The organism is Dactylosporangium sp. NPDC050688 (genome assembly GCF_040654515.1).
Lineage (GTDB): Bacteria > Actinomycetota > Actinomycetes > Mycobacteriales > Micromonosporaceae > Dactylosporangium.
The window spans coordinates 38,062-61,588 of sequence record NZ_JBFAIC010000006.1; the positions used below are offsets into that span (position 1 = coordinate 38,062).

The following is a 23,527-nucleotide window of genomic DNA, read 5'->3' on the forward strand; positions in this document are numbered from 1 at the left end:
GACCGGTGCGCGCTCAGCCGTGCCGGCCGCCGCTGCCCCAGCCGCCGGCCACGTCGCTGTTGCTGCCCTCGGTGTTGTCGCCGATCTTGCGGACCAGGTCGAGCTTCTCGCCCTCGATGCCCACCGACTCGCCGAGCTCCGCGTAGGACGGCAGGACGTACTTGCCCAGCACCTCGCGCACGGCCCCGCGGGCCTGCAAAGCCAGCTCGTCGTCACCTTCGCAGCCGTCGGCCCAGTGACACTCGGCGATGTCCATCAGCGGCCTCAGGGTCCCGGCCAGGTCGTCACGGAACTGGCCGAGCAGCGGGACCCGCTGCGCCAGCGCGTCGCCGGAAAATTGGATCTGCCCGCTCATGCCGTCACCTCCGCTGCGCTCCGGCGCCGGCCTGAGCCCCACCCTGCGCCCACGATTCGCAACCCTCCGCTCCGCTCCGGCCCGCTCATGCCGCCACCTCCGCTGCGCTCCGGCACCGGCCTGAGCCCCACCCTGCGCCCACGATTCGCAACCCTCCGCTCCGCTCCGGCCCGCTCATGCCGTCACCTCCGCTTCGCCCCGGCGCCGCCCCCGGTGACCGCGCCCACGATGGACTCGACGAGCTCGTCCACTGAACGGGCACCGCGGGCGGCGGCGTCCAGCTGGCCCAGGTCCGGGCCGAGCGCGGTGACCGCGGCCATGGCCTTGCGCTGCGCCTCCTGGCGGGCGCTCGCGGTGGTCTTCACGATCAGGTCGGCCAGCTCGGCCGGGGCCAGATCCTGGTACGCGTCGCCGTTGAAGGTGAGCTCGACCAGCTCACCCTGGCCGCCCACGGTGACCGTCAGCAGCCGTTCCTTGTCCTGCGCGGTGGTCCGCGACTGCCGGGCCCGCTGGCGCGCCCGGTCCGACGCGCCGCGCACCTGGTCCAGCGCCGACCGCATCTGTGCCAACAGTTCCTCGTCGCCCAATGACGTCATCGGTGCACCTCCTTCGCTTGAATCACGGTCGTGGCGGGGCCCCGGGTTCACCCGGCGCCCCGCGCGGCTCAGCGTCCCCGGCTGGGGTACTGCCGCTCCTCGTACACGGTGGTGCGCTCGTCGACGGGGGTCGTGTAGTTGTCGTCGTCGTCCTGCGTCGGCCGGCCACGTCGGCCGACGACCGCCGGGGCGCAGTCCGGATCGGTGCCCCACACCCGCTCGTCCTCCTGGAGCCAGGTGCTGCGCCCGCGGTCGCGCTCCTGGCGGCCCGCGCCGGGGGCGCCGGCACCCATCATCGGCGGCATGAACGGCATGCCCCCGTAGGGTGTCCCCGTGCCGGCCGCACCGGCCGCGCCCGCGCTGCCGGGTGCGCCGATGACGCCCGTGCCGGCCGCACCGGCTCCGGCCGCACCGGCACCTCCCAAGCCGCCGCCCAGACCACCACCCAGGCCACCGCCCAGGCCACCGCCAACGCCCACGCCGGCCCCGCCGCCGCCACCGACGGTCAGGCCCAGCCCGGCCGGGCTCAGCAGGCCCGGGGTGCCGCTCAGGCCGGGCACGCCCGACAGGCCGCCGGTACCGGTGATGAACTGCGGGATCTGCGGATGGTCGGACGCGCCCGGCCGGGTGACGTCACCGAGCGGCAGCCCGCCCGGGCCGCCGAGGCCCGCCCCGTTCACGTCGACACCGTTGACCGTGGTCGGGAACGGGTTGACCACCACCGGGGAGGTCGGGCCGAGCGGCGTCAGCTCGGGCAGGCCGAGGTTGGCCCGCGCGCCCGCGCTGATCGGGGTCTGGTCCAGCAGATCGGCGCCGCGCAGCGCCTCCAGCGCCTCCGGGCTGAGCTGGCCCAGCGTCGGAGTGAGGCCGCCGGGCACATCAAGCCCGTTCTGCCGCAGGAACTCGGCCTGCTGCGGGGTGAGCGGCACGTCGTCGAGCAGCCCGGCCGCCTGGAGCTGGCGCAGCTGGGTCGGGGTGAGCTCGCCCAGGGTCTGCGGCCCGGCCGCGCCGTCGCCGAACGGGCTGTCCGGCCCGAAGAAGCCCTGGCTGCCCGGCCCGTTGGCGAACGGGTTGCCCGAGGACAGGAACTGCAGGTCCGACCCGAAGCCGGCGCCACCGGCACCGGGGCTGCCGGGGCCGTTGGCGAACGGGTCGTCCACCAGCCCTTGGTTGAGGTTCGCGAACGGGTTCTCCACCCTGCTGAACAACCCACCGGGGTCGTCGAATGGGGCGTTCGCGAACGGGTTGGCGCCGCCGACGCCGCCCCCGCCCCCCAGCCCGCCCATGTTCGCGAACGGGTTGCCCCAGTTGGCGAACGGGTCGCCGAAGTTGGCGAAGGGGTTGCCGAAGTTGGCGAACGGGTTGCCCCAGTTGGCGAAGGGGTCGCCCATGTTCGCGTACGGGTTGTTCATGTTGGGCATGCCGGCGTTGTTGGGCATCGGCAGCGGCGACACCGGCGGAGGGTCGTTCAGGACCAGCTTGTTGCGCGCGTCGCTGAACGCCGTCACCAGGGTCTTCGCCGCGGTGATGGCCGGCGCGAAGGTGGTGACGACGTTGTCGGCCCACGTGTTGCGCAGCCACTGGTCGAACTTCGTCCACTCGTGCGGCTCGAACGCGTCGAACATGTCGTATCGCAGGTAGTACGGCGGCACGAAGTGGACAGTCGTCTCGTTGCCCTTGCCGTCGGTGTCGGTGTACGTCCTGCCGCGGTCCCAGCTGTTCATCAGATCGGGGTTCAGGCTGGGGGGACCGCTCAACCAGAAGAACGAGCCGTCGTTGAACATGCTGGCGACCAACCGGAACGGGTGCGGCCAGGCGCCCTTGGGCTCCTTGTCGTACCACGCCTGGTTCGCCTTCTTCAGTTCCGTGACGAAGTCCCGGGCGGCCTTCTCCACCGCGGACAGCGCGCTGTCCCACCCCTTCTGCTGCTCGTACAGGTCGTTGAGGAAGTGGTCGGCGACGCGCACCCGCTGGTACCACGCCGACTCCGCCGAGCCCTTGAACTCCGGCGTCTTGGCGTTGACCTTGGCGATGCCGTCCTGCAGCCAACCGGAGATGCTCGCGGCGTGGCTGATCAGCACACTGAACACCTGCCGGATGGCCGCGATCGAGTCCGGGTCGAACGACGTCCCGGCTCCGGCGACCTGGTTGATCTCGCGCTGGATCAGCTCCCACGCGTTGCCCAGGACGATGACCGGGTTGGCCGCGGCGTTGACGACCTTGCTCGGATCGTCGGTATTGCTGCTCTGCCCCTGGGTGTTGTTGGTGCCGTCCTTGGTGTTGTTGACCACGCCGACCCACACGGTCAGACGGGTGATGTCCTTGGTCGCGAGCAGCCCTGCGCGGTTCTGCCACTTGTAGAACGTGACGGCGTCCTTGTTGTACTCCGGCGTCCACGAGTTGCCCGTGTACGTGAGCGTGTCCCGGTGGGCGATCAACCACTGCGCTCCGGTTTTGACCGAGGCCGGACGGTAGCCGTTGTTGATCGAGCTCTTGCCCGAGCCTTGCTGGCCACCCCCGCTTCCGGAGGTGGCCAGCGAATACTGCCCGGCCGCGCCGCCCAGCACGAGACCGAGAATGCTCTCGAGCATGTCCTCGATCGTCGTGATGTTGGTCATGGTCAGCTCGCCGCCTTCGGCATGAAGTACTCGAACTGCTCGGCGCTGAGCGTGCTGAGCTGTTCGACGGCGTCGGAGTCGGCGAGCAGGAACTTGATGCCGTACTCCAAGGTGTAGATCTCGGCCCGCGCGGCCTTGAACCGTGCGACCACGCCCGCGCGGGTCGCGTCGACGACCCCGGCGACGTCCTGCGCCTCGGTGAAGTTGGCGCCGCCGAGCTTGAAGATGAACGGCTTGGTGATGTCCACGTGCGAGCCCGGCAGGGCACCATACGGGTAGACCTTGCCGTAGAGGCGGTCGATGTCGTCCACCAGCGAGGCGTACCGGGTCTGCAGCCCCTGCAGGTAGGTCTGGTTGATGACGATCGGGTCGTTCTGCATCGTGACTCCTTCGAGCGGAGATGGTGGTCCGGGGTGCCGCCGTAGCCGGCCCCGCCGATCGTGGGACCGGCCACGGCACGGGTGGCACCCCGGCCCGGCCGGCGCCGGGCCGGTCAGGTGAAGACGGCCGCGCCCCGGTTGTCGCCGTGGATGTAGTTGTTGGTGATCTCCTGCAGCCGCTGCTGCCCGACGCGCAGCGCCTGGTGCATCTCGCGCTGGCCCTGGTCCCACAACGCCTGGGCCCGCATGTAGGCCTCCGGCGCCTGGCCGTTGTTGGCTGCGGTGAAGCGCTGCACCGAGGCCTGCAGGGCGCTCAGCGAGGCGTCCAGTTGCTGGGTGACCAGGGTGAGCTGGGACTCGACGTCCTGCAGCCCGGCGGGGTTGACGCTGTAGTTGGCCATGGTGGCCTCCTTCGTGGTTTGACGGGTCGGATGGAATGGCGGCCGGATCAGGCGGTGGCCCAGCCGCCGGCCTGCGAGGCGCCGGCCTCCTCCGTGCTGGTGGTCAGCGACGAGTAGGTCTGCATGTTGCTGTCGAGCATGTCCAGCCCCTGGCGGACCTTCTGGAAGCCGCTGAGCCACTGGTCGACGGCCTGCAGGAACCGCGGCGCGGCCTGGTCGCTCTGCCACTGGGTGACCAGGGTGCCGCGCGCGCCGTCCACGGAGGCCGCGATGGTCCTGCACTCGCCCTGGCACGTGTTGAACGCGTTGACCATGTTCGTGATGGTCGTCTGATCCGCGACGATCCCGTTGTTGAACGCCATCTCGGTCGCTCCTTGTCCGGTTGTTCGGGGTGTCCGGTTGTTCGGTTGTTCGGCGGTTCGTGAAGTCCGGTCATCTGGTCCGGTTGGTTGGTCGGGTCGGTTGCCGCACCCGGTCAGGGCGCGCGGGCCTCACCCCCCTCCCGGCCGGGCCAGCGCCGGCCCGGCCGGCAGCAGCCCCACCAGCGACGGCGGCATCACCACCGCCTGTTGCGCGCTGTAGCCGAGGGCGCCGATGTCGCGTCCGGCGAGCGGATAGGCGATGCCACGCTCGTCGACCAGGGCGGCCGGCTGCTGCGCCGGGTCCATGTCGAACCGGGACAGCAGCAGCGCTCCCCCGCCCGCCGCCACCCGCACCGTGACGGCGCTGGTGCCCGGCTGGGCGTGGTCGGTGCTGAACACCACGGCGGTGGCCTGTCCCGGCCGGCCCGAGTGCTCCACGCAGATCGCGGTGCCCGCCGGCGCGGGCCGGGGCTGGGGCGGCGTGGCGGGCAGGGAGGTGAGCGGCTTCACCGGGGTCCGTTGCGGTGCCGCGGCCAGGTCGGCCGCGCCGATCGCGGTTTCGGCGGCCGCGCCGGGGCGGGCCCGCTGCAGCAGGTACTCGGTCTCGGTCAGCGGGGCCAGGCCGCCGGTGGTCATCATGTAGTGCCCGACCTTGCCGGCACCGAGGTCGACCCGGAACATCTGCCCGACCGTGCTCGGCGCGCCGGCCACGGCCGGCCCCTTGGTTCCGGCACCGTCGACGGTGGGCGGGCCTGCGGTGCCGGACAGTGGGATCAGGTCCAGCCAGGCGCTGTCCACCGGGACCGGTGGCATCAACGCCATGCCGAGCACGTCGGTCACCCATGCCTCGCCGAGCAGCAGCCGGCGGCCGCCCCACAGCAGGTAGGTCTTGTTGCCGCTGGTGACCGGCAGCGCCTCGCCGTCACCGAGCGGCTGTTCGGCGGCCGGGGCGCCGATGTCCAGGCCGATGTGGCCCGGGCCGAGGTCGCAGGCCCGCCAGACACCGGCGTTGAGCCGGCCGGCGGCCGGCAGCACCTGGGGCCCGGCCGGGTTGCCGACGGCGGCGCCGCGGGGCACCGTGGCCAGCCGCTTGGAGGACACCACGACCGGGGTGAGCGTGCCACCGGTCAGCAGCGTGGCGGTGACGATGTCGTGGACCGGGCGCAGCTGCCCCCCGATGAGCACGTACCGGGCCCCGGTCCGGTCGTCGATGACCAGCGTGTGCGGCTGCTGCCAGCGGGTCGAGCCGGAGCCCGGGAACAGTGCCCAGATGGCGGTGACGCCGAGCAGCAGCAGCCCGAACACGACGCCGGCGATGGTGCCGGTGCGGTCACGGCGGGTCGGTGACTCGGGGGTCTCCGGCTCGGAGCGGACCAGCGCACCGGTCACCCGGCTGAGCATGAACCGCTGGGCGTCGACCTGGTCGCGGCGGGAGGACATGTCAGCCCACCCGCGCCCGGATCAGGTCGAGTGCGCCGGAGATCAGCACGACGACCGGCAGCAGCGCGGTCACCGTGACGGTGTGCGCGATGTCGCCGAAGCGGCCCAGCAGCGGGTTGAACGAGCGCCGTGGCAGGATGCGGGCCGCCACCCCCGACACGACCGCCAGGGTCAGGCAGGTGGCCAGCGCCAGGGTGGCGGCGGTGCCGGGCCGGTCCACGACGGCGGTCACGCACCAGGCGGCCATCGCGGCGAGCGCCGGCCCGGCCAGCGCCAGGCGGTGCCAGGTGCTGGTCATCGGGCGCGTGACGAGGATCTGCGCGGCCCCGGCCAGCCAGGCGGCGAGGGGTGCGGCCCAGCCGGGTGCGATGGCCAGGCACATCAGTGCGGCGCCGGAGACCGCGCCGAGGGCGGCGTACAGCGCGGTCATGTACCGGTCGGCGTCGGCCGCGGCGGCCAGCACGCCGGATGCGGGCTGGGGATCGATGTTGTTCTGCAGGTCGGCGGGGTCGTCCGGCATGTCGGGCAGGGACAGCCCGGCGAGCTTGAACGCGGCGAGAGGCACCGCCGGCCGCAACGCGGTGGTCAGGGTGACGAGCACCGCGGCGACGCCGGTCCAGTCGAGGAAGCCCTGCAGGCGAAGCCCGACCGCGAGGGACGCGAGCAGCGTCGCCGCCGCGAGCCCGGTGGCGATCTGGCGCACGCCGGTGCGGGGGAACACGAACGCTGCGGTCAGCACGGCCACGACGCTGCCGGCGGCGACGGCGATGACGAGCGTCTGCGGCAGCGGCGCGGGCGTCGCGTCCACCACGGCCAGGACGCTCGCGGCCAGTCCGGCGGCGCCGAGGATCGCGGCCATGACGCGGTCGCTGAACCGCCGCGCGGCGACGAAGCCCGCCGCGAGGCTCAGCACCGCAACGGATGCCGTCGCCACGGTGCGCAGGGTGGGGTCCGGCCACAGCTGCAGCGCCGTCAGTCCCGCGGCCAGCCAGACGGCCAGCGACAGCACGGCGGCCAGCCGGGTCGTCTCCGGCCGCCACCGCCCGGCTCGCCGGCGCAGGCCGTTGGAGACGCCGTCGATGAGGTCGTCGTACGCCAGCGGCGGGATCTGCTCGGTGCGCGGCCGCACGTGGACGACCTCGCCGTCGAGCAGGCCCAGGTCGCCGACCGTACGCGCCTCGTCCAGCGCGGGTTCGCCGAGCCGCTGGGCGATCCAGCCGCTGTGCTCCAGCCCGCGGTCGGCCAGGTCGGGGCCGAGCGCGCCGAGCAGGGCCGGCATCATGTCAGCCAACGGAATATGCGTGGGTACGCTCACGTCCACCCGGCTGGTCGGTCCCACCACCAGCAACCGGCAGACGTCCCCGCGATCGGTGTTCATATCCTTGTCACGCCTACGCAACCCGGTGGAGTTCACGGATTTGCGCGCCGGCCGTCAGCAATCGCGCCGGGACGGTGCGCTCGCCGAGGAACCAGGACTCCTCGGCGATGCCGGGGCGGTGCAGCAGCGCCTCCGCGGCGGCCGGCAGCTCGACGACGTCGAGGCTGCCGTCCTGGTTGCGGCGACAGTCGGTGACCGAGGTGACCGGCCCGAGGTCGACGCTGAGCTCGGCGAAGGCCAGCAGCAGCGCGGTCCACGCGGTGTCCGGGTCGGGCAGGCCCCGGATCAGGGGCGCGACGCCGGTGAGGTACAGGTCGCCGCCGCGGGACAGGTGCTGCCATCGCAGCTGGCCGACGCACGCGACCAGGGTGGGCAACGGATCGGGTCCGGCGCACGGCACCGCCGGGTCGCCACCCGCGGGCGGCAGCCAGCTCAGCTCGCTGTGCCCGCGCACGGCGGGTGCGGCCTTGACCAGGTCGGCCCCGGTCAGGCCGAGACGGGCGAGCAGCCAGTGGTGCACGCGGCCGCTGCGGCTCGCGGTGACCGCCCAGGTCCACGAGTCGGGCTCGCCGTGCGTGGGTGCCGGCGCCTCGGCGAAGAGCTGCCGCTGGCCGCGCAGGTAGTTGTACCGGGCGCCCTCCAGCCACAGGGTCAGCGCCGGATGGCCGGCCGGGGCGGCGACGACGTCGTTGAGCACGATCTCGTCGGTGAGCGCGTGGACCGTGAACCCGGTGCGGGAAGCGGCGACCCGGTCGAAGAGATCGGGCAGCCGGGCCGGGCCGTGCGCGTCGGGCGGGCCGAGCCAGCGCCCACGGAACAGCCGGTAGTCGCCGGGCGCCGGACCGTCCGCCGGCGGCGGCTCGGCTCCGGCGACGAGGTGCAGGTCGCCGTCGGCGTACAGGCCGCCGAAGCGGTGCACGACCTCGACCCGCAGGTGGTCGCTGGCCGCGGCGAAGGCTCGGGGCACGCCCTGGCCGAGTTCGAGGGTGTACGGGTGGTGCAGGGTCATCGGCGCGGTGGCGTGGAACACCTCGGCGACGTCGAGCACGTGGATGCCGTGCGCCGTGGCCCACGCGAGCAGGTCACGGACCGGACCGGGCCGGCCCTCCCGGGCGGCGTCGAAACGGGACCGCGGGATGTCGGTCCACAGCACGAAGTCGACCTCGCCGGCGTAGGCGTCGGCGGCGGCGCCGTAGTTGGCCCAGAAGCTGTTGCCGGCCGGCAACGGCCGGCCCAGCCAGATGCCGTGCACCACGTGCGGGATCTCGGTGCTCGCCGGCAACGGCGGCGCCGACCCGGAGGGCTCCCAGCGCCGGGACGCCTCGTCCCGCGCGTGCCGGCTCACCGGGCCGGCCTCGGCGGCCAGCGCCCGCGGCGTCAGTTCGGCGGCGGCCGGCGCCGGGCGGGTCATGCTCAGCCGGCGCAGCAGCGGCGCGACCAGCTCCGGGGCGACGGTCCGCACGTCGACCCCGGTCAGGAACGCGGGCACGGCGCGCGGGCCGCGGGTTCCGAAGATGTCGCCGCCGATCCAGCGCCGGGCCAGGCTCTCCTCGGCGGCCCACGTGTACAGCCCCGGGTAGCTCATCCGGCGCAGCCAGTCCAGCAGGGCCGGGTCGCAGGGCCAGGCGGACGGGGTGGCCGAGGTGCCGGGCAGGCACGCCGCGGCGCGCAGCCGCCGGGCGAGTTCGTCGGCCGGCATCACGGCACCGTCGTCGGCTGCGGGGCCGGCACGAGCGCGGTCTGGATCAGCCGGCCGCCGCGGCGGGTGCACAGCAGCGCCCGGCCGGGCGGCAGCGCCCGGGGCCGGACCCCGCCCAGCAGCGGACCCTCGGTGGGCGGGCAGGACAGGGCCACGTCGGGGGTGTTGAGCTCCTGCACGCGGCGCAGCATCGGGTCCATCGACAGGCGCATCGCGCCCGCCGCGGCCCGCGCGACGATGAGGTGCAGGCCGATGTCGCCACCCTGCGGCAGCAGCGGGATCAGCCCGGCCAGGGGGTTCTCGTGCCCGGCGAGCATCTCGTAGTCGTCGACGAAGATGAACAGCTCCGGCCCGTGCCACCAGTCGCGGGCCCGCAGCTGCTCCGGGGTCACGTCGGCGCCCGGCACCCGGGGACGCAGCCCGGCCAGCGCCTCGGTCGCGGCGGCGCGGGTGCTGTCCGGGGAGACCGCGTACCCCAGCCGGTACGCCTCGGGGACCTCGTCGGACAGTTGCCGGCGGTAGTCGACCGCCATGATGCGCGCCTGGGCCGGCGTGTGGCTGCCGACGACGGCGCGGATCAGCAGCCGCAGCATGTTGCTCTTGCCGCTCTCGGTGTCGCCGAGCACGGTCAGGTGCGGCATGGCGCGGAAGTCGTGCCAGACGGGGGCCAGGTGGTCCTCGTCGACGCCGATGGGCACCCGGGACTCCTCCGGGGCCGGCAGCTCGGCCAGCGGCAGCGTCGCGGGCAGGGTGCGCACGGCGGCGACGCGCTCGCCGGGCCAGTTGTCGGCGACGGCGGCGACCAGGTCGCCGGTCGCCGCGACCAGCCCTTCGACGGAGCGCACCGCGTCGATGCGCGGCAGCGCGCCGAGGAAGTGCAGCTTCGCCTCGGTCAGGCCGTGGCCGGGCTTGCGCGGCACCTGGGCGGCGGCGCGCAGGTCGATGCCGGACTCGACCGGGTCGCCGAGGCGCAGCTCGAGCCGGGTGCCGATCTTGTCGCGCATGGACATGTGCAGCTCGGACCAGCGGCCCACGGACATCATCACGTGGATGCCGTAGTTCAGGCCGCGGCCGGCGAGGTCGCGGGCCATCTCCTCGGCCGGCTCGAACTCCTGCCGCAGGGTGAACCATCCGTCGACGACCAGGAACACGTCGCCGAGGCGGTCCTGCGGGATCTGCCCGGCCGCCTGGGCCTGCCGGTAGGCGTCCCGGCCGTGCAGGCCGAGGTCGGCGCAGCGCCGCTCGCGCTCGGTCAGCAGCGAGCGCACCTCCGCGATGGTGCGCGAGACGCGCTCCGGCTCGTGCCGGCCGGCCACGCCGCCGACGTGCGGCAGCTCGGCGAGGCCGGTGAGGGATCCGCCGCCGAAGTCGAGGCAGTAGAACTGGACCTGGCGCGGCGAGTGGGTCAGGGCGAGGCCGCAGACCAGGGAGCGCAGCAGGGTGCTCTTGCCGCTCTGCGGCCCGCCGGCGATGCCGACATGGCCGCCGACCCCGGACAGGTCGGCCACCAGCAGGTCGCGGATCTGTTCGAACGGCTTGTCGATAAGGCCGACGGGGACGCGCAGGAAGGTGTCGTGGCCGGCGTCGACGGGGCGCAGGCCGTGCTCGGGGTCGGGCAGCAGCGGCGGGAGCACGTCGGCGAGGGTGGGCGGCTGCTCCAGCGGCGGCATCCACACGGGGTGCGCCGGCGGGCCCTGGCCGATGAGCCGCTCCACCAGGGCGTGCAGCACCGTGGAGCCGTTGTCGGCCGGTGCGGGGCGCGGTTCCTCGGTGGCCGCCGCCGGTGGGGTGACGGGTGCGACGTGTTCGGTCCCGAACACCACCACCTGGCTGGCGATGACGTCCTGGCGCAGTCTCGTCCCGCGCGCCCGGTGCGGGCCGGACACGTAGGCCGCCTTGAACCGGGTGATGCTGGTGACGCCGGAGCGCAGGTATCCGTTGCCGGGTTCGGCCGGCAGCTCGTAGGCGTCCGGCACGCCGATGACGGCGCGGGACTCCATCGCCGAGAACGTGCGCAGGCCGATGCGGTACGAGAGGTGGCCCTCGAGCTGATGGATGCGCCCGTCCTCCAGGCGCTGGGAGGCCAGCAGCAGGTGCACCGCGAGGGACCGGCCGAGCCGGCCGATCATCACGAAGAGCTGGATGAAGTCGGGGTTGGCCGCGATCAGCTCGCTGAACTCGTCGACCACCACGAACAGCGTGGGCAGCGGATCGAGGTCGGCGCCCTGGGCGCGGGCCTTCTCGTAGTCGCGCACCGAGCTGAAGTTGCCGGCCCGCCGCAGCAGCTCCTGCCGGCGCACCAGCTCGCCGTGCACCGCGGCCTGCATCCGGTCGACCAGCGCGGCCTCGTCGGCCAGGTTGGTGATCAGCGCCGAGACGTGCGGCAGCCGGTCCAGCCCGACGAAGGTGGCGCCGCCCTTGAAGTCGACGAGCACCAGGTTCAGCGTCTCCGAGGAGTGCGTCGCCGCCAGCGCCAGCACCAGCGTGCGCAGCAGCTCGCTCTTGCCGGAGCCGGTCGCGCCGATCAGCATGCCGTGCGGGCCCATGCCGCCCTCGGCCGACTCCTTGATGTCCAGTTCGATGGGCGAGCCGTCGGCGGCCACGCCGATCGGCACCCGCAGCCGCTCGGCCGGCGGCCGGTCGCGCCACAGCCCGTGGGGGTCGAAGGTGTCCAGGTCGTCGATGTCGAGCAGGTCGGGCAGGTCCAGCACGGCGCTGAAGCCGTTAGCGGGCTGCTCGCCGGTGACGCGGGTGCCGTGGCGGGCCATGACGCGGGCGACGGCGCGCAGCCGCGCCGGGTCCAGGTGGTCCGGCGCGGCCAGCCGGGTGCGCACCTCACGGCCCACGTGGTCGCGTTCGATCAGCTCGACGGCCTCGGCGGACACCTCGAGGTTGAGCACGTGCTCGTCGGTGCCGGAGCCGCGGCCGTCGAAGTCGAGCAGCACCGCGTTGCGGTAGCCGGAGACGGTGAGGCGGGCGCCGGCGGGAATCGCGCCGCCGTCGGAGACGATGACGACGAACGGCTCGTCGCGGGACGGCTGCGCGTCGCTCTCGTAGCGGCCGCGGGCCGCGAACTCCTCACCCAGGAGCCGGTCGAGGTCCTCCAGCGAGGAGCCCACGAGCCGCACCGGGCCGGCCGCGTCGACGTCGGCGGTGTGCTTGGTGTGCGGCAGCCACTTGACCCACTCCCACTCCGGGGCCCGTTCGGCCCGTACACACACGGCCACCCGCAGCTCGTCCGGGGCGTGGAAGGCGACGAGCTGGGCCAGCATCGCCCGGACCATGCCCAGCGTGACGTCGCGGTCGCCGCTGAGGCGCACGTGCGCGAAGCCGGGCAGGAACAGCGCGACCGGCTGGTCCTCCAGGGTGGTGTACGCGCGGATGAACCGGCGCAGTGCCTTGGCGCACACCGGCTCCAGGTCGGACACCGGCTTCGTCTGCATCGGGGTGATGCGGACCGCGAGCCGCTGGGCGCCGGTGCCGATGCGGATCTCGCCGAAGTCGGGGTGGGTGGGGCGGCGCTCCCACAGCCGGCTGGTCATCACCAGCGACCACAGTGACTCCGGGTCGGGGTGCCGCCAGGCCAGCGCGTCACGCTGCTTCTCGGCGTACTCGCGGACCTGGGTGCGGGTCTGCGACAGGTACCGGAAGTAGTCGCGGCGATCCCCGTTGATCTTGTCCTTGCGGCTGCCGGACGACGTGGTCATCTGGAAGAAGGCCATGCCGAGCATGCCGCCGCCCATCATCACCAGCATGATGATGCCCATCGGACCGCCGAGCGTGCCGCGGCCGAAGAACATGAACATGAAGCCGCCGCTCATCAGCATCGTCGGCAGGATCATCCCCAGCGAGCGGAACCCGCCCGGCTGGACCTCGGGCACGACCGGCGGCTCCTGCAAGGAGATGTCGCCGTGCGGCATTTCGGGGCCGTTGCGGCGGGCCGGCCGCCGGAAAGGTTTCGTGCTCACATACAGAACACGGCTGCGGGCGGGCCGTGGTTTGGTGCCGCGGACGCCAAAAGTGCGCGGACCCCGGGGGGCAGGGGTCCGCGCACGCTTGCGGGACGGTCGTCAGGCGGCGAGCGCCGCGTGGACGTCGGCGGCGGTGAGCTGCTGCATGTCCGCCACCGTCGGTGCCGTGGCGGTGCGCAGGCGGTTGGCCTGCCGGGTGATGGTCCGCTCCAGCAGCTGCCGGGCGTAGCGGCCGTTGCCGAACGTCTCGTCGCGGCCGAGCCCGTCGAAGTGGCGGTACAGCACCGGCAGGCTGTCGGTGTCGAACTCGAAACCGCCGTCGCGGGCCAGCGTCTGCACGATGGACACCAGCTCCGAGGCGGTGTACGACGCGAACGGGATCTGGCGGCTGAACCGTGAGGCGAGCCCGGCGTTGTTGGCCAGGAACCGCTGCATGTCGCCGGTGTAGCCGGCGGCGATCACCACCACGTCGTCGCGGTGGTCCTCCATCAGCTTCACCAGCGTGTCGATCGCCTCGCGGCCGAAGTCGTTGCCCTCCCCGGTCAGCGCGTACGCCTCGTCGACGAACAGCACGCCGCCGCGGGCCCGGTTGAACACCTCGGTGGTCTTCACCGCGGTGTGCCCGATGTACTGGCCGACCAGGTCGGCTCGGGACACCTCGACGAGCTGGCCGGTGCGCAGCACCCCCATCGCGTTGAGCAGCTGCCCGTACAGCCGGGCGACGCTCGTCTTGCCGGTGCCGGGCGCGCCCGCGAACACCAGGTGCCGGGAGATGACCGGGGTGGGCAGCCCGGCCCGCGCCCGCGCCTCGGTGCTGGCGATCAGGTCCACCAGGTCGGTCACCTCGCGCTTGACCGCGTCCAGGCCGACCATCGCGTTGAGCCGGCCCAGCAGGGCGTCCACGACCGGGGACTGCGCCCCCGACCCGGCCGGCACCGCCGTCTCGCCCAGGTCCTCGGGCAGCAGCCGGGCCAGCTCGAGGTCCGGCGCGGCGGGCATCTGCGACAGCCGGTACGCCTGCCGGCCCAGCATGTCCTCGAACACCTGCCGGGCCAGCCGGGCGTTGCCGAAGGTCTCGGTGCGGGCCATCCCGGAGAAGTGCTTCACCAGCGCCTGGCGGGTCTCGTACTCCAGCGCGTAGTGGTGGGTCCGGCACAGTCGCTCCACGATGGTGGCCAGTTCCTCGTCGCTGTAGCTGTCGAACGTGATGGTGCGGGTGAACCGCGACTCCAGGCCGGGGTTGGCGGCCAGGAACGTGCGCATGCTCGGGCTGTACCCGGCCACCACGACCACCACCTCCTCGCGGTGGTCCTCCATCAGCTTCACCAGCGTGTCGACCGCCTCGCGGCCGAAGTCGTTGCCGCCGCCGGCCGGGGCGAGCGTGTACGCCTCGTCGATGAACAGCACCCCGCCCAGGGCCTCCTCGAACCGGGCGGTGGTCTTGACCGCGGTGCCGCCGACGTGCTCGGCGACCAGGTCGCTGCGGGACACCTCGACGAGCTGCCCGCCGGACAGGACCCCGAGGGTGGCCAGGACGCGGGCGAAGATGCGCGCCACGGTGGTCTTGCCGGTGCCGGGCGGCCCGGCGAAGACCAGGTGCCGCGACATCGGCGGCACGTGCAGCCCGGCCTCGCGGCGGCGCTTGGCGATCTGGTGCAGCCCGACCAGCGTGGCCACCTCCCGCTTGACCCCGGCCAGGCCGACGAGCCCGTCGAGCTCCTGCAGCAGGGCGGCCATCGCGGCGTCGCCGCCGTCGGGTCGCGGGTCGGCGGTCACGGCCGGATCCGGCCGGTCGGGCGGCGCGGGGACCGGCGACGGCGTGGCCGGTTGCGACGCGGGCGGTTCGGCCGGGCCGGGCTCCGGCGGCGACGCCACCGCCGGATGCGGTACCAGTGGCCGGGCCGGACCCGGCACGGCGGACTCGGCACCCGCCCGGCGGCTGTTGTGCCCGGTGTCCACATCGGACAGCTCGACCGGGGCGTGGGCGCTCGGCACGTCCACGGCCACGCCGCCGTTGCCGCGGATCACGCCGCCGCTGATCCGCACCGGCCGCTGCGTCTCCACGAGCATGCCGGGGCCCTCGTTGTCGACGATCTCGCAGTCGGTGGCCGTCAGCGTGCTGCCGCCGGCGGCGTGCACCCCCGGCCCGCGGGTGCCGCTGACCCGGCTGCGCACGGCGGTCACCGTGCAGGGACCGCCGGCCAGCAGCCCGGCGGTGACGGAGTCCTCGACGGCCACCGAGGTCAGTTCGAGCCGGGCGCCGCCGGCCGCCTCCACCCCCACCCGGCACGCGGTGACCCTGGAGTTGGACAGCACCGCGACCGCGGCGTCGGCCAGCCTGGCCCCGGCGGCGCGGGCACCGGTGATCTGGCCGTCCTCGAACAGCCCGGTGCCGCCGGTGGCGTGCAGCCCGTACCGGATGTCGTCGACGGACAGGCCGTGCAGCTGCGGGGCGGCGTCCTGCTCGATCGCGACGCCGATGGCGCAGCCGGACACCCGCACCCCCTGCAGCCAGGCCCGGGAACGGCCGGTCAGCAGCACCCCCGCGTCGGCGCAGCCGGTCACCGCACCACCGGTCAGCCGGGGCGCGGCGGTGTCGGTGACCAGGACCCCGGCCGCGGCACAGTCCAGCACGTCGCAGCCCTCCAGCGCCGGCGCCGAACGGCCCGTGCACTGCAGGCCGTGCCCACCGGCGCGGGCGATCCGGGTGCCGGCCAGCGCCGCGGCGGAGGCGCCCAGGGTCACCACGGCGTGCGCCCGCGTGTCGGAGATCTCGCAGCGCTCCAGCACCGGCGACGCGTCGTCGCCGGCCACCAGGCCCACCTGGCCACCGGTGATACTGGTGCCGGTGAGCCGCGGCCGGCTGGCCTGCTGCGCCACGACGCCGTACTGCTCGATGCCGGCGATGCGGCAGTCCTCCAGTCGCGGCGCGGCCGTGCCGGCCGTCACCACGGCCGTCTCGGCGATGCCGGTGATCGTGCAGCCGCGGAACGTCGGGGCGCAGGCCCCGGTCACCATGACCGCCGAGCCGGCGATGTCGTGCAGCCGCACGCCGGTGAACTCGCCGGTGCCGGCCTCGAAGACGACCCCGGCGCCGAGGCTGTTGCTGACCGAGCCGCCCTGCATGGCGACCGCGCCGCCGCGCACGTGAACGGCGGCCGGCGAGGCGGCGTCCACCGTGCAGCCCTCCAGGCGCAGCCGACCCGCGGCCACCTGCAGCAGCGGCAGCTGCGCGTCACCGCCGCGCAGGGTGATGTCCCGGATCAGCACCACACCGCCGCCGGCCAGGATCGCGCCGCCGGCCGGCACCTCGATGACAACGGTGCCCGGGCCGTCCTCGGCGACCAGGACCACGTCGCGGCGGAACATCGGCGCCTCCCGGTAGAGACCGGGCCGCACGGCCACGGTGTCCCCGGGGGCCGCGGTCGACAATGCCCGGGAGATCTCGGTCAGGCAGCCGACGTCCCGGGCCGACACCGACAGCACGCTGGTGGTCACGATGCAGCTCCTTCTGGTCCGCCTGGTTGGTGTGATCCGCCGGCCGGGGGCTTGCCGTCCCCGGTGCCGGTGTCGAGCGGGAACCGGCGCCCGTCGACCAGGCCGAGCGGCCACGGCCAGGTCACGGACGCTGCCGGGCTGGCGGGGGCCTTGAGGACGGCGCGCAGCCGGCCCGCCACCCGCCGGCTCAGGTCGCCGTCGCGGCGGTCGAAGACCAGCTCGCGCAGCAGCACGCAGGGGGCGCCACCCGCGGCGCCTTCCGGGTCAGCCTGGTCGACCGCGAGGACCTCGAAGCGGGCGCCGGCCGCGAACATGGCCTGGCCCTTGCCGGCTGCCTTACCAGCCGCCTCGCCGGCCGCCTCGTCCGGGCCGCTGAGCTGGTCGAGGCGGCGCGCGGTGGCGGACCAGATCGCGTAGCTGGGCCCGGTGCCGCCGCCCCGCTCCATCGACACCCTGGTGAACGCCGGCTCCACCAGCACGTCACCGGGCCGGTACGAACGGGTCAGGTCGACGCCGTCGGGCGCGGCGGCGAACACCGGCCCGCTGACCACGGGCAGGTGGGCCAGCCCCGCGGCGGCGCACCGGGCCAGCGCCTGGACCTGCTCGTCGGGAGTGCCGGCGGCGCGCAGCCCGGCGTTGACCCGGGCGTCGGAGCCGTCGAGCAGGGCCAGCACGGCGACCAGGCCCGCGCCGCCGTCCTGCGTGCGGCCGGCCGAACGCAGGCCCGGATGCAGCGACATCGCCCGGGACACCCCGCGGAAGTAGGTCTGGAACTTCCAGCCCAGCGCGGCCCGGACCCGCTCCCGGTCGGCCTCGTGCGGTATGGCACGGACCGGGAACCAGGCAGGCTCGGGCGACTCGACCTGTTGTGGCAGCTTGGGTGGCGGTGCGACATCGTCCGTGACCGGGCTTTCGGCCCGGCGGGGCCCCGGGTCCGGCTCGCCGGCACCGGACGGCTCCAGCCTGACCTGCCGTACCCCGAGGTCGAACCCGCCGATCCGCATCACCGGCACGGCGAGCGCCTGCAGCCCGCCGGCGTCGCCGTCGTCGCCCACCGGGAGCGGCTGCACCTCGGCCGCGTCCGGCTGCGGCACGGCGAGCGGCTGCACCCCGGACAGGTCAGGCAGCGGCACGGCGAGCGGCTGCACCCCGGACAGGTCAGGCAGCGGCACCGCGAGCGGCTGCACCCCGGACAGGTGAGGCAGCAGCGCCGCGAGCGGCTGAGCCTCGGCCACCTCGCCGCTGCTGCCCGCCACGGGCACCTGCGCGGGCAGGTGGGGCATCAGCGGCTGACCCCAGGCCACGTCGCAGCCGACGCCCGCCAAGAGCACCTGCTCCCCGGGCACGTCAGGCAGCGGCTGCCCCTTGGCCACGTCGCCGCCGTCGCCCGCCACGAGCGGCTCAGGCGCGGGCACGTCAAGCACCGGCTCAGGCGCGGGCACGTCAGGCAGCGGCTGCACCGCGGGCACGTTCGCCTGCAGCACGCCGAGCGGCCGAGGTACGGCCGCGTCCGGCTGTGGCACGGCGGGCGGCACGGCGGGCGGGAGGGGCGCATCGCTCTCCTGCCGAGCCGCGGGCCGCTGCGGTGACGGTGCGGCCGCCGCCGGCTTCGGCGCCGGGCGGCGGGCCGGGGGCGGCAGCACCACGCCGACCGGCTCGGGCTCCTCGGGCTCGGCGCCCGGCCGCCAGCACCAGAACATGCGCTCGGCCACCGCCCGGCCGAAGATGAAGTGAAGACCGGCGTCGGACGCGTACACCGGGGCGCCCAGCGCCTCGGCCAGCCCTCGCAGCGCCGGCCCAGCCCCGTCCGCGGGCGCGTTCGGCTGGGTGACCAGCAGCACCGGCCGGCCCCGCCAGCGCGGGCACTGCCAGATCGCGTCGGCGAACGCGGCGACGTCGAAGCGGTGCCCGCCGAGGCGGAACCCGTCCGCGCGGGCGTCGACCGCCACGGTGAACCAGCCGACCGGGGCGGCGGTCAGCGAGCCGGGCGCGTCCCATGGCCCCGGGGCCAGGATCAGCTGCTGCGCCGCGCCCGCCTGCCGAGCCGCCGGGCCGGGCCCGGCCGGGGGCCGGTGCCACACCGGTGGGCGGGGCGCAGGGACGACCGCATGCTCACGCATCGCCGCCTCCGGCGCGCTCGTCCGCCGGCGGCGGCGCGGTCCAGGCGATCTGATCGGCCGAGCGGTCGAGTAGGTGCACCAGGACCCGGTGCAGCGCCACCTCGTCCAGCGGCGGTGTCCCGTCCGGGTCGAGCAGGTGCCGGGCCAGGTCTGGGTCCGGGGCCAGGCCGTGCGCAGCGAGGTAGTAGGCGGTGACCTCGCTCCAGACCCAGGCGCCGTCGGTGCGCAGGTGCAGTGGCACCACCGCGCCGCGCCGCGGCTCGATCACGTCGGTCATCCCACTGTCGCTGCGGGCGATGACCTCGGCGGACGTGAGTGCCTCCAGGAGCCGCTGCTGGAGCTGCTCGTCGGCGACCGTCGGCCGGTCGGGGGCGAACCACGGGCCGCGGACCGGGTCGACGCCGTCGAACGCGGGCGCGACCCGCACCGGCGTGGCCGGGCGCGCCGCCCACAGCAGCGCGCCGCAGGAGCGGGCCAGCGTCTGGTACAGCGGGGCGCCGAGCCCGGCCCGGCACACCTCGACCTGCACGCCGGGATCCCCCGCGCCGGCCAGGACCCCGCGCGCCCACCGGGCCAGCTCGGCCGGCCCCGGCCCCTCGTCCGTCGCCTGCTCCAGGCTCAGCACCACGACGCGCACCGGCTCGTGCCAGGTCCGGCTCGGGGAGGGCATCCGCCAGCTGCGCCACACCGCGGTCACCTGCGGCGCCGCCGCCAGTTCCCGCACGAGAACCCGGTCCACCGGGTCCAGTGGGAACGGATGCCCGGCGGGGTCACCGGTCAGATCCAGCGGCCGGACCACCGGCTCGGCCTTGGCGGGGACGTCGGGCAGCGCCGAGACGAACAGCCACGCCTCGGGCCGGCGCTGTCCGCGCAGGTCGGGCAGCGCGGCGACCAGGCCGGCGTCGGCCTCGTCGCCGACCAGCTCCGCGCGCAGCAGGTCGATCTCCTCGGGCTCCAGCTGCAGCGGCCGCGACAGCGTCTCGAACGCCACCTGCCGGGCGACATGCCGGCGCTGACCGTCGGCCAGCTCGTCGCGCAGCTCTGTCATCAGCCGGTCCGGCAGATGGCCGGCCAGCCGCAGCAGCAGCTCGTGCACCGCGGCCTCCGCCCCGGCATCACGCTCGGTCACCTGCACCGGATCCAGCACCTGGTCCACGCCCACGACCGCTCCCCTCCGCACCGTCTCCATCTGTGACACGGTCCAGCAGGGGGGCACAGTTCACCGCAGATCCGAATGGCTCTGTGACTGATGAGTTACGGCGGCGTATCGTAATGGCACTTTCGCGCCATAGGAGAGGTCGTTTCCGATGTATTCAGTGGGCATCGATCTCGGGACCAGCTTCGCCGCCGCGGCGGTCGCCCACGCCGGCGGGCTGGACATGGTCCACCTGGGCGGCCAGGCCGTGGTGGTCCCGGCGGTGGCATTCCTCGATGCGGGTGGCACGCTGCGCACCGGCGAGCCGGCGGACCGGCTCGGCCTGGACGCGCCGGACCGGACCGCCCGGGAGTTCAAGCGCCGCCTGGGCGATCCCACCCCGCTGGTGCTGGGAGGGGTGCCGCACTCCCCGACCGCGCTGATGGCCGCGATGCTGCGCGACGTGCTGGCCGGCGTCCGGAAGGACCAGCACGACGAGCCGCCGCAGCAGATCGTGCTGACCCACCCGGCGGTATGGGGGCCGTACCGGCGCGAACAGTTCGCCGCGATACCCGACCTGGCCGGCCTGTCAGGCGCGGCGGTCCGCCTGATGACCGAGCCGGTGGCCGCGGCCACCTACTACTGCTCTGCCCATCCGCTGCCGCCGGACGGCCTGCTCGCGGTCTACGACCTGGGCGGCGGCACCTTCGACAGCGCCGTCGTGCGCAACGGCACCCACGAGCTGGAGATCGTCGGCACCCCGGAGGGCATCGAGTGGCTCGGCGGGGCCGACTTCGACCAGGCGGTGCTCGACCACGTCGACCGCGCCCTGGGCGGCGCGGTGTCCCGGCTGGACCCGGCCGATCCGGGCACCTCGGCGATCCTGGCCGCCCTGCAGCGGCAGTGCATGCTGGCCAAGGAGGCGCTGTCCACCCGGGAGCTGAGCAGTATCACGGTGCAGCTGCCGGGCGCGGTGCAGCAGGTGGAGCTGGCCCGGGCCGACTTCGAGCGGATGATCACGCCGGCGCTGGAGTCGACGGTCGAGGCGTTCCGCCGCACGCTCAGCGGTGCGGGGCTCATGCCTCAGGACCTGACCGCGGTGCTGCTGGTCGGCGGCTCGTCGCAGATCCCGCTGGTCAGCACGCTGCTGCGGGACGCGCTGCGTCGACCGATCCGCATCAACACCCATCCCAAGCACGCGGTGGCGCTGGGCGCGGCGCTGCTGAGCAGCCGCGCGCCGAGCGCGAGGCCGGTGTCCCCGCCGGCGGCACCCCCCACGAACGCACCCCTGTCACCGCCACCGCCACCGCCACCGCCACCGCCGCCGGTGCTGGTGCCGGCCCATCCCGCGCCCCAGCTGCAGTCCGGTCCTCCGCCCGAGCCTCAGCTCGAGCCTCGACCCGAGCCGGTTGCCGGGTCCGCGCCGGGTCCGCGCCGGCGGCTCTCCGCGCGGCTGCGCGGGCGGGCCGGGCAGTTCGCGCTGGTCGCCGTGACGGCGGTCGTGTCGGCGACCGCAGTCGTCCTGCTGACCCAGCCCGGCGGCACCGGCACACCGTCCGGGCAGGCGCAGGGCAGGCAGGAACCCACCGGGGCGAACGCGACGGCCGCACCGGCCTCGGCGGCCTCGACGGCCTCGACGTCCGCGTCGGCCGGGCCCGCCGGGCCGGCCGTGACGGATCCGCTGGTGATGTTCGGCGGCGCGCCCAACGCGACGTACCCGCTGTTCGTCAGCTCGGCCGAGGACGGCTGGCTGGGCAAGGCGTTCGGGCTGGACACCGCCTCGGCGGGCACGTCGGTGACGCTCCGCCTGGGCGGCGGGCAGGGGCTGCGCGCCCGGTTCTCCGGCACCGCGCCTGGCCAGCTCTACTTCCAGGCCCCGCGCACCACGGACGTGCGGCCGTACGGCGGCGCCGGGACGGCGCTCGTCGTCGACCTGACGCTGCACACCCAGCCCGCCGACCGGGTCACGATCGGGGTGCACTGCCGGTATCCGTGCGCCACCCAGGTGGACGCCACGCAGCTGGTGCGTGCCCTGCCGGTCGAGCAGCGCAGCACCATCCGGGTGCCGCTGGCCTGCTTCGTCGCCGACGGCCTGGATCTGGCCAATGTGGACACGTTCTTCCTGCTCGGCACCGGCGGCACGCTGGACGTCTCGCTCTTCGACGTGCGCTGGGTGCCCGGCGCCGCCAACACTCCCGGCACCCCGGCCTGCGACACGCTGCGCTGACCGAGCGGCCCGAAAAGCCCGAACAGCCTGGACAGCCGGAGCCGCCCCGGGCGGCCCCGGCTGCCGGCTCAGGCAGCCCGGGCAGCGCCGTCAGACGGTGAGGCGGTAGCCGTGTTTGATCACCGTCTGCACGAGGCTGTGCCCGGGCACCGCCCGGCGCAGCCGCGACACCGCCATCTCGATGGCGTGCCCGTCGGCGTCGGCCAGGCCGGGCACCAGCAGCCGGATGTCAGCGCTGGACAGCACCCGGTCCGGCGTCCGCGCCAGGGCCCGTAGCACGTCGATGGGGCCGCGCTGGACGGGGTACAGCCGCCCGTCGACCACCGCGGCGTCGCCGCGCACCTCCAGGGGCAGCCCGTCGACGGTGGCGTGCACCGCCCGGTCCAGGACCGCCCTGGCCAGCAGTGCCGCCGACTCCTCGTCGAACGGCACCGACGGCACGGCCGCCTCCACGCCGTGCCCGCGCAGCGCCGCGGCGGCCAGCGGGCCGTAGCACAGCACCGGGATGTGCGCGCCGAGCTGGGCGACCACGCCGGGCAGCCGGCCGTGCCCGGCGGCGAACCGCAACACGTGCTCGGCCCCGACCGGGTCGAGCCAGGCGACGGCGTCCAGCTGCTGGCGGCTCATGAGCTCGACGACCCGGCGCACGCCGAGCACGTCGTTCGGTGGCTGCGTGACATAGGTGGGCACCTCGACCACGTCGGCGCCGGCGAGCCGTAACGAGCCGCACGCCTCTGCCTGGTCCGGCGTGTCCAGTTGGGCGGCGACGCGCCGGCCGGCCGGCGCGTGGGTCAGCAGGTACCGGTAGAGCTGGCTCGCGGACCCGGCCGCGGTCGACATGACGTCGCGCAGCCCGGCCGCCCGCAGCGCGTCCGCGGCGCGGGCGTCCGCGGCCAGCAGGCGGGCAGTGCGCAGGACGTCCAGCAGCCGGGCCGGCTCTGGCGCCGCGCTGAGCCAGGCTCGCAGGCCGGCGGCGGACGCGATGATGACGTCGTCCACCGGCCCGTCGAGCACCGCGGTGGTGGCCCGGCCCACCGCGGCCAGGTCAGGCTGAGGCACCGCCCGAACGCCCTGTACCGACACAATTCGAGCGCCGTGCCGCTCGAGCAGGTCAGCAAGGGTGTGCCGGCGGCGATGGCTGACCACGGCGATGGTGAAGCCGGTCAGCAGTGGCGGTCCGGCGGGGGTGGCGCCGGTGCCGTCGGAGTGTGCCCTTTGGACGACGATCTCCAATCTGTCGCGCGTGGCGGGGTGTCGGTCCGGATCGTAAGGCGCGCCCGGCACATCCGGGACCGGCCGAACGTTGGTGATCTTGTGAGGCGTTTTGCGGAACGGTCACACGTCGTG

At 74.5% G+C, this 23,527-nt stretch carries 15 protein-coding genes; 1 reads left to right on the plus strand and 14 read right to left on the minus strand.

Features of this window, described 5'->3' with window-relative positions:
- Positions 1–13: 13 nt before the first annotated feature.
- The 13 genes from AB0H83_RS08200 to AB0H83_RS08260 all read right to left on the minus strand — a co-directional run bounded on the left by AB0H83_RS08200 (position 14) and on the right by AB0H83_RS08260 (position 20,007).
- On the minus strand, positions 14–355 hold the full coding sequence (locus tag AB0H83_RS08200; RefSeq protein ID WP_360088842.1) for a hypothetical protein: 342 nt from the start codon (positions 353–355) through the stop codon (positions 14–16).
- 182 nt (positions 356–537) lie between these two features.
- Positions 538–951 (minus strand): YbaB/EbfC family nucleoid-associated protein, encoded by a 414-nt coding sequence (locus AB0H83_RS08205; protein ID WP_360088845.1) that lies wholly within the window; start codon positions 949–951, stop codon positions 538–540.
- Positions 952–1,019: 68 nt separating this feature from the next.
- Positions 1,020–3,569, minus strand: a complete 2,550-nt coding sequence (locus tag AB0H83_RS08210) for a hypothetical protein (RefSeq protein WP_360088848.1) — start codon at positions 3,567–3,569, stop codon at positions 1,020–1,022.
- Positions 3,570–3,571: 2 nt separating this feature from the next.
- On the minus strand, positions 3,572–3,949 hold the full coding sequence (locus tag AB0H83_RS08215) for a hypothetical protein (protein WP_360088851.1): 378 nt from the start codon (positions 3,947–3,949) through the stop codon (positions 3,572–3,574).
- A 113-nt stretch (positions 3,950–4,062) separates the two neighbouring features.
- The gene (locus tag AB0H83_RS08220; protein ID WP_360088854.1) at positions 4,063–4,350 is read right to left on the minus strand and encodes a WXG100 family type VII secretion target; all 288 of its coding nucleotides are present in this window, start codon (positions 4,348–4,350) and stop codon (positions 4,063–4,065) included.
- 47 nt (positions 4,351–4,397) lie between these two features.
- The gene (locus AB0H83_RS08225) at positions 4,398–4,712 is read right to left on the minus strand and encodes a WXG100 family type VII secretion target (RefSeq protein WP_360088857.1); all 315 of its coding nucleotides are present in this window, start codon (positions 4,710–4,712) and stop codon (positions 4,398–4,400) included.
- Positions 4,713–4,841: 129 nt separating this feature from the next.
- Entirely contained in the window at positions 4,842–6,152 is a 1,311-nt protein-coding gene (gene eccB / locus AB0H83_RS08230; protein WP_360088860.1) for a type VII secretion protein EccB, read from the minus strand.
- Position 6,153: 1 nt separating this feature from the next.
- Entirely contained in the window at positions 6,154–7,530 is a 1,377-nt protein-coding gene (gene eccD, locus AB0H83_RS08235) for a type VII secretion integral membrane protein EccD (RefSeq protein ID WP_360088863.1), read from the minus strand.
- Between the two features lie 13 nt (positions 7,531–7,543).
- Positions 7,544–9,229 (minus strand): hypothetical protein, encoded by a 1,686-nt coding sequence (locus AB0H83_RS08240; protein ID WP_360088866.1) that lies wholly within the window; start codon positions 9,227–9,229, stop codon positions 7,544–7,546.
- Positions 9,229–13,149, minus strand: a complete 3,921-nt coding sequence (eccCa, locus tag AB0H83_RS08245; RefSeq protein ID WP_360089325.1) for a type VII secretion protein EccCa — start codon at positions 13,147–13,149, stop codon at positions 9,229–9,231. The genes AB0H83_RS08240 and eccCa overlap by 1 nt, the downstream gene beginning before the upstream one ends.
- A gap of 150 nt (positions 13,150–13,299) precedes the next feature.
- Entirely contained in the window at positions 13,300–16,698 is a 3,399-nt protein-coding gene (locus tag AB0H83_RS08250; RefSeq protein ID WP_360088869.1) for an AAA family ATPase, read from the minus strand.
- Positions 16,695–18,818, minus strand: a complete 2,124-nt coding sequence (locus AB0H83_RS08255) for a hypothetical protein (RefSeq protein ID WP_360088872.1) — start codon at positions 18,816–18,818, stop codon at positions 16,695–16,697. Before AB0H83_RS08255 ends, AB0H83_RS08250 begins: the two co-directional genes overlap by 4 nt.
- Positions 18,811–20,007, minus strand: coding sequence for a hypothetical protein (locus AB0H83_RS08260; protein WP_360088875.1), 1,197 nt, complete (start codon positions 20,005–20,007; stop codon positions 18,811–18,813). Before AB0H83_RS08260 ends, AB0H83_RS08255 begins: the two co-directional genes overlap by 8 nt.
- A 127-nt stretch (positions 20,008–20,134) precedes the next feature.
- Here AB0H83_RS08260 and AB0H83_RS08265 point away from each other — a divergent pair, with 127 nt between their 5' ends.
- Entirely contained in the window at positions 20,135–22,180 is a 2,046-nt protein-coding gene (locus AB0H83_RS08265) for an Hsp70 family protein (protein ID WP_360088878.1), read from the plus strand.
- 90 nt (positions 22,181–22,270) lie between these two features.
- Here AB0H83_RS08265 and AB0H83_RS08270 read toward each other — a convergent pair whose 3' ends face one another.
- Positions 22,271–23,464: a uroporphyrinogen-III synthase gene (locus AB0H83_RS08270; protein ID WP_360088881.1), complete on the minus strand. Its 1,194-nt coding sequence runs from the start codon at positions 23,462–23,464 to the stop codon at positions 22,271–22,273.
- Between the last annotated feature and the right edge of the window lie 63 nt (positions 23,465–23,527).

Coding starts and splice junctions, on each gene's coding strand:
- AB0H83_RS08200 (WP_360088842.1), bottom strand. CDS start 355: ATGAGCGGGCAGATCCAATTTTCCGGCGACGCGCTGGCGCAGCGGGTC.
- AB0H83_RS08205 (WP_360088845.1), bottom strand. CDS start 951: ATGACGTCATTGGGCGACGAGGAACTGTTGGCACAGATGCGGTCGGCG.
- AB0H83_RS08210 (WP_360088848.1), bottom strand. CDS start 3,569: ATGACCAACATCACGACGATCGAGGACATGCTCGAGAGCATTCTCGGT.
- AB0H83_RS08215 (WP_360088851.1), bottom strand. CDS start 3,949: ATGCAGAACGACCCGATCGTCATCAACCAGACCTACCTGCAGGGGCTG.
- AB0H83_RS08220 (WP_360088854.1), bottom strand. CDS start 4,350: ATGGCCAACTACAGCGTCAACCCCGCCGGGCTGCAGGACGTCGAGTCC.
- AB0H83_RS08225 (WP_360088857.1), bottom strand. CDS start 4,712: ATGGCGTTCAACAACGGGATCGTCGCGGATCAGACGACCATCACGAAC.
- eccB (WP_360088860.1), bottom strand. CDS start 6,152: ATGTCCTCCCGCCGCGACCAGGTCGACGCCCAGCGGTTCATGCTCAGC.
- eccD (WP_360088863.1), bottom strand. CDS start 7,530: ATGAACACCGATCGCGGGGACGTCTGCCGGTTGCTGGTGGTGGGACCG.
- AB0H83_RS08240 (WP_360088866.1), bottom strand. CDS start 9,229: ATGCCGGCCGACGAACTCGCCCGGCGGCTGCGCGCCGCGGCGTGCCTG.
- eccCa (WP_360089325.1), bottom strand. CDS start 13,149: ATGCCGCACGGCGACATCTCCTTGCAGGAGCCGCCGGTCGTGCCCGAG.
- AB0H83_RS08255 (WP_360088872.1), bottom strand. CDS start 18,818: ATGCGTGAGCATGCGGTCGTCCCTGCGCCCCGCCCACCGGTGTGGCAC.
- AB0H83_RS08260 (WP_360088875.1), bottom strand. CDS start 20,007: ATGGAGACGGTGCGGAGGGGAGCGGTCGTGGGCGTGGACCAGGTGCTG.